General features: G+C 66.6%; 5 protein-coding genes. 1 reads left to right on the top strand and 4 read right to left on the bottom strand.

Features of this window, described 5'->3' with window-relative positions:
- The first annotated feature begins 522 nt into the window (after nt 1-522).
- The gene (locus tag OIE69_RS43230; RefSeq protein ID WP_326569868.1) at nt 523-2970 is read left to right on the top strand and encodes a DEAD/DEAH box helicase; all 2448 of its coding nucleotides are present in this window, start codon (nt 523-525) and stop codon (nt 2968-2970) included.
- 96 nt (nt 2971-3066) lie between these two features.
- On the opposite strand, the gene OIE69_RS43225 is transcribed toward OIE69_RS43230, so the two are convergent.
- The 4 genes from OIE69_RS43225 to OIE69_RS43210 form a co-directional block, all read right to left on the bottom strand.
- Nucleotides 3067-4313 (bottom strand): IS3 family transposase gene (locus OIE69_RS43225; RefSeq protein WP_326569869.1). Its coding sequence is split into 2 segments (ribosomal slippage): nt 3067-4031 and nt 4031-4313, totalling 1248 coding nucleotides; the frame shifts between segments, so codons are not numbered across the junction.
- Between the two features lie 47 nt (nt 4314-4360).
- Nucleotides 4361-5302: an abortive infection family protein gene (locus OIE69_RS43220; protein WP_326569870.1), complete on the bottom strand. Its 942-nt coding sequence runs from the start codon at nt 5300-5302 to the stop codon at nt 4361-4363.
- Between the two features lie 69 nt (nt 5303-5371).
- A complete protein-coding gene (locus OIE69_RS43215) occupies nt 5372-7198 on the bottom strand; it encodes an ATP-dependent helicase (protein WP_326569871.1) in 1827 nt (608 codons plus the stop codon).
- Entirely contained in the window at nt 7195-9231 is a 2037-nt protein-coding gene (locus OIE69_RS43210; RefSeq protein ID WP_326569872.1) for an ATP-dependent nuclease, read from the bottom strand. Before OIE69_RS43210 ends, OIE69_RS43215 begins: the two co-directional genes overlap by 4 nt.
- Between the last annotated feature and the right edge of the window lie 120 nt (nt 9232-9351).

Raw genomic sequence — 9351 nt, 5'->3', positions numbered from 1 at the left:
CCCTGAACGAAGGCCGCCAGATTTGGTGCCAGCAGCTGCGCGCGCTGGAAGTGAAACCGCCACGCTTCGCGTGGCGGGACGGCCGGCTTCGCCGCCGGAGATCCGCTTCGCGGATCTTGGGGTGCCTTCGGCACCCTGCTGACTTCGCCAGCAGCCGGCGCTGCGCGCCCGTTGAGAGAGCGGCAGGTTCGCTTCGCTCCCCTGCCTGAGCCCTCCGGCTTCGCCTTCGGGCTTGGTGCCCGCTGACGCGGGCACGGCTGGCTACGCGTCAGGGGCTCTCGCGTGCTGCCACCTACCGGAGAAGTTGATGTTCCGTCAGGTGGGCTGGTCGCTTGAACGCACCTGACGGGCGGTAAGTGCGGTGATTGAAGGCGGGCCCCGTTCCCGGGCCGCTGCTGGGGTCACCCGATCTAGGGGCCATTCTCCGAAAGGAGGGTTGCATCAAAAGGATCCGGGATAAAGTCTAAAGCTAGGCCCCACTGCCTCCCGGTCGGGCCGAAGGCAAGCGAGAGGCAAGATCTCATGTCGACTCCGAAGCGGCTTCATCCTCATCAGATCGAGGCAGTGGATGCTGCTGTCCGTGCGCTGCAGGCGCCTGCGGATGGGGTGTTGCCTGAGGGCGGGTTGCGGGCTCAGGTCGTTGCGGCCACTGGAACGGGCAAGAGCTTGATCGCGGTGCATGCCGCGCACGAGCTGCGCGCTGAGCGGGTGCTGGTTCTGGTACCTACCCTCGATCTACTCGCTCAGATGGCCGCTGTGTGGCGGGAGGGCGGGCGCACCGGCCAGTTGTTCGGGGCGTGTTCGCTGTCCGAGGGTGAGGCGCTGGGGATGCCGTGCACCACGGATCCTGCCGAGCTGGTGCGATGGCTCGGGAGCGGGGGGCGGGTCACGCTGTTCGCCACGTATGCGGCGGTGGGGCTCGGAGTCCTGGAGCGTGCACACGCGGCGGGGCTGGGGCCGTGGGATCTGGTGGTGGTAGACGAGGCGCACCGTACCTCGGGGGCGCTGGGCAAGCCGTGGGCGGGGGTCCATGACAACGAGCGGCTGCCGGCCGTGCGCCGGTTGTACATGACGGCGACTCCGCGGCTGTGGGAGCCAGCTTCTGCCGGTGACTTCTCTGGTGCCGGTGGGGTTGGGGGGCCGGGTCAGTTGGTGGCGTCGATGGATGACGAGGCTGTGTTCGGGCCCGTGGTGTACCGGCTGACGCTGTCGGACGCGATCGAGCGGGGCCTGATCGCGCAGTACCAGGTCGTATGCGTGGACATCGCCGACCCACAACTGCAGGCAGCCCAGCTGATCGGCCAAGACGCCCGCACCGATACCGTCCGCGGAGCCCGCCTGGCCGCGCTGCAGACCGCCGTGCTCAAGACCGGGGCCGAGCACCGGCTGCGGCGGCTGCTGACTTTTCACTACCGCACAAGCGAAGCCGAGGCCTTCGCTAGCGGCCTACCATCCGTGGCCAAAGCCCTGTGGGAGAGCGACCCCGAGGCGTACCCGGAGCCAGGCTCGGTCTGGGCGCAGTGGCTGTACGGGGAGCACAAGCCGGCCCACCGGCGCCAGGTGCTGGGTGAGTTCACCGCCGGTGCCACCGCCGAGGGGGCGGTCATGGAGCGGTGCGTGCTGGCCTCGGTGCGGGTACTCGGTGAGGGCGTGGACACCAAAAACTGCGATGCGGTGGTCTTCGCGGACGTGCTCGGGTCCACGGTCGACATCGTCCAGGCCGTCGGCCGGGCCCTGCGCATGCAGCCAGGCGAAGGCAAGACGGCCTCCCTGGTCGTACCCGTCTTCCTCAGCCCCGGCGAAGAACCCGACGACATGCTCTCCTCGCGCTCCTACGAAGGCCTGATCAAGGTGCTGACCGCGCTGCGCGCGCATGACACCGAGGCCGTCGAACAGCTGGCCACCCCACAGGCGGCATCCCGGCGGAAGCCGACTGCGGTGGCAGATGGTGGAGGACAGGGCGCGGTAGGAGCGGTCAGTGCGCCGGCAGGTGGGCTGCTGTCGTTCTCCACCCCGCGCGATCCCGCACAGCTGGCGGCGTTCATCAGCCTGCGAGTGCTGAAGCCGGAGACCGAGTTCTGGCGGCGCGGCCTGCAAGCCGCCCTCGCCTACCACGGCGACCACGGCGACCTGCGCGTCCCCTACGGACACCGCACCCCCGACGGCTTCCCCCTAGGCGTGTGGATCGCCACCCAACGCCAGACCCACACCCGCGGCCGCCTCGACACCGAACGGGTCCATCAACTCGACGAGCTCGGCATGATCTGGAACCACGCCGACATCGCCTTCACCGAAGGCCTGGCCGCCGCGCGGGGTTGGGCCGCCGAACATGGCCACCTCCTCCCGCCCACCGACGCCACCTGGCAGGGCTACCCCCTCGGGCAGTGGCTGAAGAACCAGCGCGCAGCAGCCCGCCGCAGCAGCAGTACAGCCGGTGCTGGGAAGGCTGCGGGGCTGGACCGGGAGCGGCGGCGGGCACTGGAAGAGATCGATCCCGCCTGGTGCCCCGCGTGGCCGGTGGTGTGGCAGCGCTGCTTCCACCTCGCCCGCACCTACCGCACCGCCGGCGGCGCACTACCTGAGCGGGATGGTCAGCTCATCATCCAAGGCGAAGACATCGGCCGCTGGGTCCAAGCCCAGCAAACCCAATGGGGCACCCTCAGCGCGGTCCAGCAATGGCTCCTGACCGAGATCCTCGGCTTCACCACATCTGAGGACAAGCAGGCACCAGGCTCAGGGGCGCCGAGGCCGAAGCGCACCCGGGCGCAGATCTGGGCCGCCAACCTCACCGCCGCCCGTCAATACGCCGAACGGGAGGGACACCTCAACGTTCCCCGATCCCACGTCGAGGAAGTCGACGGCACCGATCACACCCTCGGCATCTTCATCGCCAACCAACGCGGCCGCCGTGCCAGCCTCGCCCCTGAGCGGATCGCAGAGCTCACCGCACTCGGCATGCGCTGGGTTTAGCGTGAGTCCTCCCTCCTCGGTTGATGAGTGACGTCACAGGCCAGGTCCGGCCGCGGTGTCGGCGCCACCTGAACCGTTCCGGGTATGATCGAGACTCTAGGTTGTGACTGTGACCTGGGGATTTGCGTTCTGTTGGTGGTAGGCGGCTTCGTATTCTGCGGGCGGGACGTGGCCGATCTCACCGTGCAGGCGGCGGTGATTGAACCAGTCGACCCACTCGGCGGTGGCCAACTCGACCTCGGAGAGAGTCTTCCAGGGCCGCCGGGGCTTGATCAGCTCGGTCTTGAACAGGCCGATCGCCGACTCCATCAGGGCATTGTCGTAGGCGTCGCCGACTGAACCGATGGATGCCGCGATGCCTGCCGTATCCAGGTGTTCGGCGAGCTTGAAGGACGTGTATTGCGACCCGGCGTCGCTGTGATGCACCAACTCCCCGGCGACATGGCGATGGCCCTCGCGGTCACGTTGCCACAACCCCATCTCCAGTGCGTCCAGTACCAATTGGGTCTCCTTGCTGGTGGCAGCGGACCAGCCGACGATGCGGCGGGAGAAGGTGTCGACGACGAAGGCGACATAGACGGTGCCGGCCCAGGCCGCGATGTGCGTGAAGTCGGCCACCCAGCACCGGTTCGGGGCCGAAGCCACGAAGTCGCGGTCAAGAAGGTCCGGTGCCCGCTCGGCCGCGTGGTTCTGGATCGTCGTGATGACCTTCTTGCCGCGGACTGCCCCGGTGATTCCCAGTTCCCGCATCAGTCGCTCGACGGTGCAGCGGGCCACCCGATGACCCTGTCGCTGTAGGTGACGCCAGATCTTGCGAGCCCCGTAGACGCGGTAGTTGGCATCGAACACCGCCTGAATCAGCACCTTCAACTCCGCGTCTCGGTTGGCCCGTTGCGAAGGTGGGCGACTCTTGGCTGCGTAGTAGGTGGAGGGGGCGATGCTGAGACCGTGCTCGGTGAGCACGGTGCAGATCGGCTCGACGCCGCCGAAGCGGTTCCGGTACTCGTCGATGAACGTCACGAGCGTGTGTGTGGCCGGTCGAGCTCGGCCGCGAAGAAAGCCGACGCGGCCTTCAGAATCTCGTTTGCCCGCTTGAGCTCGGCGTTCTCCTTGCGTAGGCGCTTGAGCTCGGCCGACTCCTCCGTCGTGGTGCCCGGCCTGGCACCACTGTCGATCTGGTCCTGGCGGACCCACTTGCGCAGCGTTTCGGTCGTCCCGATCCCCAGTTTCGCCGCAACCGCCTTCATCGCGGACCACTCCGTGTCGTACTCGGGCCGCACCTCGGCGACCATGCGGACCGCGCGCTTGCGCAGCTCAAGGGGATAAGGGGAAGGACGTGCCATGACTCGATCCTCTCAAATGATCGAGTCCCCACCGAACCCGGAACGGTTCAACCCTCTTCGTGTGTCTCGTAGAGGAAGACGCCTAGTGTCGATGCTGCGCCAACTGCCAGGCGAGCGTGGCGCGACGTAAGGCGTTGGTTGGCCTGTGCTTTGGATTTGCCGTGCCCCGTACCGTAGGCGTTACGCAGCTCGGCGGCGCCCTGAACGAGTTGAGCCAGGTTCATCATCATTCGCTTGAGCGTGTCTGCTGCGGGGGCAGAGGCATCAAGCTGGCCTGGTTGAAGATGCAGACACTTGGTCGTCTTGCGGACCAAAACTAGAACGTCGTCGCTCTTGGCGTGGGGTTCCTGCTGTTCATCGAGGATCGTCTTGCAAATGCTTTCGATGAACTCCTTTGCCGTCCCGATCGCAAGTTCGGGCTCCGCAGAGATCGCCGCTTCCATGCGCGTGACCTGTTGCGCAATGTACTCCGCGTCCAGGCGGGTGGCTGCAGCATGCGCGTGGCTGATCGCGCTGTTGGGGAGGCCGCCCAGCAGCGTGGCTGCATAGACCGGGCGTCCAGACATGCTCCCCTGCGGCTCAAGAACCCATCCATCACGCCGAAGGATCTCGTTGAACGCGGAGACCATAGTCTCAGCGTGTTCTGGAGTAGCGCGCACCACTGGGTGCACCATCTGCGACAGGAAGCCCAGGAGCTTCTCGTCGGGACCCCCGTCTAGCTCGAAGCGGGCATCGGTAAGTACCCACTCCTCAGACCAGTCGTAAGGGTTCCTGTAACGATGTTGCTGGATATCCTCGCGGGCAGTGCTGAAGCGGTAGTCCTCCGACGGCAGGGCATCTAGGTCGTACAACCGTGAGAGGAAGGCAATCTCGTCCAAGCGCCCATGCCAGGCCAAGCCCGAGGTTCTGATGTAGTCGAAGAGATCACGACGGGTCACCCGTGTGATCCGGTGCCCCGGGCCCGGTCGATCTTCAGCAGGCGTAGTCATCGGCTAATCATCGTGGGCTTGCCCTGTCGCCGCCGCAGGTTTTCACCAGAGCTGTCACCAAATCTCCGCCTAAGCCGAGGTATGCCGAGTCCCCCATGGAGCGAAGGTCTGATACGTGATCTTCAATTCGTCCAGATGAGAGCTCACTTCGGCGTGCTTGGAGTAGGGGTAGGCGATCGTCAGCAGTTTCCGGGCGCGGGTGATGGCAACGTAGTAGACGCGGAGCATCTCGTTGGTTTGGGTGTGGTGGAGCGGGTTCGCCCAGGCTTCGAGGAGGTCGGTGACGTCCTGGGGGCGGGAAAGGTGGATGAGGACTGCTTCGGCTTCGCTGCCTTTGGCTTGATGGACGGAGGAGCTGCGCATCGTGGTCGGCGTCGCTTCGTCGTCGGGTGTGTCCAGCAGGCCGATCAGGGAGCGGATGGGCTTGTCCAGGTCGGCATTGGCCAGGTATGGAGCTGTAGGGGTGGCGAGTTCGGTGCCAGGAGTGGGCAGTTGGGCCTTCAGTACTGCTCGTGCTTGGCTGCGCCAGATTCTGGCGGGCGAGGTGTCCACCGGGGGTAGTTGAGACAGCAGCATTCCCGCGCGCCTACGCATCAGCCCGGCCGGGATGTCGCGCTGGGCGAGGGTTTCCGCGACCGGGCCGTCTGCTTCGGGATACCAGTACGCGCTCAGAAATGTGGTTGCCATGGCCAGCGCGTGGGCGCGGGCGGTGGAGGTCGCGTCGTCTGATGCGAAGACAGCGGCACACCAGGCCAGGGCGATGGTGCTCGGTTCCTTGGGCAGGTGAGGGGCAGGCTTGGAGCGGGCCTTGGGGATGGCGCTGTTGCGGTAGGCCACGGCCAGGCAGTCAGCGGCGTCGATGCCCTCCTCCGCGGCCCTGTCCAGGAACGCCTCGCTGGCTGCTTGGGCGTCAGGGAGCCCGGAGGGGTTCTTGCGGTTGCTGCCGTAGGGCAGCAGGAGGACTGGGGTGGTGTGGGCGTGGTGCTCCCCCACGCACAGGTCCGGTGTCTGTCGTGGGGCCGGGCGCAAGGTTGCGGCAAGTTCGCAGATGGGTGGGCTGCTGCGCCAGTTGCCGTTCAGTTCAAGGTCGTTGTTGATGGCGCTGGTGAGGGTGTGGAGGTCCGTCGGGCGGGCGTCGTTCCACTCGTAGATGCCCTGGTCGGTGTCGGCGACGATGACCAGAGGGATGTCGGCACCGTGCAGGTGGCCGAGGATGGCGAGGTCGAGTGCGGAGCAGTCCTGGGCCTCGTCGACGACGATTTCGAAGAAGCGCTCGCGAAGCAGGTCGGTGACGGCGGGGTTTCTGACGTGGTCGAGTGCAGCGATGCGGAGTTCGTGACCGGTCATGTAGCCGCGGGTCTGCCAGAGGAACTCCTGCTTCTTTTCCGCTTGGACGATGAAGTCCTCCGCCGTCATGGCGGCGTTGTGGAGGTACTTGTCCGGTTTGGGCCAGGTGACGAGCGTCTGCCGGGTGGAAGGGTCGTAGGTGAACTTGAAGGCCGACAAGGGTACCTTGCGCTTGCCCCAGCCGACGACGGCTGAGGGGACCTGGTCCCAGGACAGCACGTGCTGCCACGGCGGCGTGGCCGGGAGGAAGGGACGGACCAGGTAGCGCCACAGGAAACTGTCGAAGGTCCCGATGTAGTGGGGAAAGGACGTCAGGTCGGGGCGGTTGCCGGAGCAACGCTCGCGTAGTTCGTCGGCGGCGACGTTGGTGAAGGAGATCAGGGCACGGCCGGCGCGTCGCGGGCCGGGTGGGGTGAGGCAGTGGCGGTCCACTAGAATCCGGGTTCTGCCTGCTCCCGGGCACGCGCGGACGAAGACGGGGGCCGCGGCGTGGACGGCCTGTTGCTGTTGGTGGAGGGCGTGGTTGCGCTGAGCCTCGAGGTTGGTCATGCGGCGTTCTCGTCCACTCCTGCGATCCAGCGGATGGCTGTGGCCAGGTGGTCGGGCACCACAAAGCCGTCGGGCTTTTCGCTGAGGCGCTCGGCGAGGCGGTAGGCGTAGTCGCCCTTCGGCAGCTTGATCTGGGAGGTGAACAGGTTCCCGAACGCAGCTGCCTGCTCTTGTGGAGTGGTGGCGTCCTGTACCGGCTTCCAGTGGTGCTGGGATCTGGGGCGGAGGTCGAAGAAGACCTCGGCGAGCAGGTCGTGGTTCTCGGCCCGCATCAGTTCCGGTTCGAGGGTCGGCTTGCTCTCCGCGATGTGGAAGGCGCTGGACGGCACGTCCCACTCCTGCAGGTGTCGTGCCAGGTAGGTCGCGCGGTTGAAGCCGACCTCGAGGGCCTCGTCGTCGCTCGCAGGATCGGCGGCCTCTGGCTCGCTGGCCGCGGTCTCCTCGGTGGACTCGTCGTCGTCGGAGTCCTGGGCGCTTTTCCTCTTGCGGGGATCCTGGTCAGTGATGAGAACGACGCGATCGGCGATCCGGACGCCGTCCACGTCGGCGAGCAGCGCGCGCATGTAGGGCTTGAAGTCCACTCCGTCGACGGCGACGATGCAGCTTCCGCGGAACACGGCCTTGGCTCGTCTGCGGTCGGCCTCGTCCGCGATGGCGCCCAGGACGATGTTGGCGAAGGCCGGCATCAGCAGGGCCTCGGCCAGGCCCTCCACCAGGACCACCCGGGTGCCGAAGAGCATGGCGCTCTTGGTGATGTCGAGGTAGCGGTCGAGCTTGGCCGGTTCGTGCTTGGCGAAGGGAATCGCTGCTACCGGTACAGCAGCAGTCGTAAACGCAAAGGCTGCAGGCGGCGTCGGGACGCCGCTGTCACCTTGGTTCGCGGCTTGCGGACTGGAGGGCGCGAGCACTCCCGCATCCGCTTGCGCCGGCACGGTGGCTGGTGCTGCTGGCTTCGGGTTGGGTGTGCGACATCGTTTGAGGACCACCAGGTCCTTGACCGTGGTGGCCGCGGCCAGCACCGGGGAGTGTGTGGTGATCACGACCTGGATCCGGCCGAGCGGGGTTCCCTCGGCTTCCGGGCGCGCCTGCTGTGATTGCAGGGCCTGGGTCTTGAGATGGTCAAGCAACAGGTTCTGCAGCTGGGGATGGAGATGGGCCTCGGGCTCCTCGACCAGAAACAGCGTGAGGTCGGCGCCGCGGGCCGCTTCAAGTTCGGCCAGCACGGTGGCGATGTAGAGCAGGTTGGCGTAACCGAGGCCGGAGCGGGCGATGTCCTCGACCGCCAGGCCTTCATCGCCCATACGCGTGCGCAGTGCCCGGGCGATCGACACCAGGGTGGGGTCGGCGAACGACAGTCCCATGTGCTGGGGGTGCGCGCCGGCTGTGAGCAAGGCGAGGGGATCGTTGATGCGCTTACGGGTGGCCTCGATCTTGTCGTGCTGCTCCAGGCCACGGAAGTGCTCGGCCTGCTCCTTCTCGAACTCCTTGATGGCCTCTTCGGCGCCCAATTCCGCGGCAAGGATCAATCGCAGCCGGTTACCGGCGCTTGAGGCCAGTTCCTGTTGGGCGTTGCGCATGGGGGGCAGGTAGACATGCCGGATCGTACGGCGCGCCTCAGGTTCCGGGTCATCCAGGAGCCGGCCGGCTGACCACACCGGTCGCTGCGGCCGGGTGTCGGCGGCAGGGCGCGCAAACTGAACGGTGTAACGGGCGCGGTGGCCACCCAGCAGGCCAGGCTCGTCCGCTGCGGGCACCAACGCCTGCAGGTGTGTGGCAGCCTCGGCAGCTTCCATGCCGCCGTAGACCGCAGTGAGCTCTGCCCCGGCCTCGGCCCACGGGTGAACGTCCTCGGCCTCCCACCATCTGCTGCGCCGCCCATCAAGCGGATCGGTCAGCAGCCGGAGCGCATCGATGAGATTCGACTTGCCGGCATTATTCTCCCCCACCACCACCGTGACACCCTGCCGCAGCGGAACATCCGCACTCAACAACGACTTGAAACCCTTAGCCCTGACCCGCCCCAGATACAACATCCACCCCTTATCTCCCGGCGAACACTACAAGGGGTGGTCGAACCACAAGGCACAAACCAGCAAATCCGGGGCGTTAGGTACCGCCCCTGTCTCGCCCCTGATGGTCCGGTCCGGTGATGC

Origin of the sequence: Actinacidiphila glaucinigra, assembly GCF_035918135.1 — a bacterium.
Classification (GTDB): domain Bacteria; phylum Actinomycetota; class Actinomycetes; order Streptomycetales; family Streptomycetaceae; genus Actinacidiphila; species Actinacidiphila glaucinigra.
This window is presented reverse-complemented; position numbering and strand designations above follow the sequence as displayed.